This window comes from Amycolatopsis sp. NPDC003676 (assembly GCF_053587275.1).
Genome location: NZ_JBSFNS010000339.1, coordinates 1 through 1226, shown reverse-complemented (window position 1 = coordinate 1226; position 1226 = coordinate 1). Strand labels below are relative to the sequence as shown.

Annotated in this window: 2 rRNA genes; both read right to left on the bottom strand. The window is 54.0% G+C overall.

What is annotated here, in order from left to right:
• Positions 1–860 (bottom strand): 23S ribosomal RNA (locus ACWDNU_RS46240); the annotation flags it as partial.
• Positions 861–1177: 317 nt separating this feature from the next.
• Positions 1178–1226, bottom strand: a 16S ribosomal RNA gene (locus ACWDNU_RS46235); the annotation flags it as partial.

Here is a 1226-nt window from a genome sequence, read left to right as displayed (position 1 = left end):
CATCCCCTCAGTTTTCAACCTAAGTGGGTTCGGGCCTCCACGACGTCTTACCGTCGCTTCACCCTGGCCATGGGTAGATCACTCCGCTTCGGGTCCATAATGTGCGACTCTGGGCGCCCTATTCGGACTCGCTTTCGCTACGGCTACCCCACACGGGTTAACCTCGCCACACACCGATGACTCGCAGGCTCATTCTTCAAAAGGCACGCCATCACCCCACCCTAAAAGGGAAGGCTCTGACGGATTGTAAGCGCACGGTTTCAGGTACTATTTCACTCCCCTCCCGGGGTACTTTTCACCTTTCCCTCACGGTACTAGTCCGCTATCGGTCACCAGGGAGTATTCAGGCTTACCGGGTGGTCCCGGCAGATTCACAGCAGATTTCACGGGCCCGCTGCTACTCGGGTATCACTCACGAGAGCCAACATGTTTTCGTCTACCGGACTATCACCGTCTATGGCAGGCCGTTCCAGACCACTTCGACTAACACATTGGTTTCTTACTCTCGCTTGATCCGGCAGAATCAAGAAGAATGACCCCACAACACCCCAAACGCAACCCCTGCCGGGTATCACACGCTTGAGGTTTAGCCTCATCCGCTTTCGCTCGCCACTACTCACGGAATCACTGTTGTTTTCTCTTCCTGTGGGTACTGAGATGTTTCACTTCCCCACGTTCCCTCCACACACCCTATATATTCAGATGCGGGTAACACGACATCACTCGTGCTGGGTTTCCCCATTCGGAAATCCTCGGATCTCAGCTCGGTTGACAGCTCCCCGAGGCTTATCGCAGCCTCCTACGTCCTTCATCGGCTCCTGGTGCCAAGGCATCCACCGTACGCTCTTAAACACTTACTAACAAAGATGCTCGCGTCCACTGTGCAGTTCTCAAACAACACACCCACTCGCAACCATGTTCCAAGACCATCGAGGTGAAAACCCCGAGGTATCAAGGAGATCCGAGCGGATCGTTTTTTGCCTAGAAAGAACGTCTGTTCCTTCAGGACCCAATAGTGTGTCGGTATATCACCGCGATGAAAGACTTTGCTTCCACCGAATGCGATGAGGTAGTCAGTGTTCCACCCATGAGCACCGCCGGACTACATGTGAGTCCGAAACGGCTCTGGCACTCTCGAATTCGACTCTTCGAACCAAGAAGTGCAGATGCTCCTTAGAAAGGAGGTGATCCAGCCGCACCTTCCGGTACGGCTACCTTGTTACGAC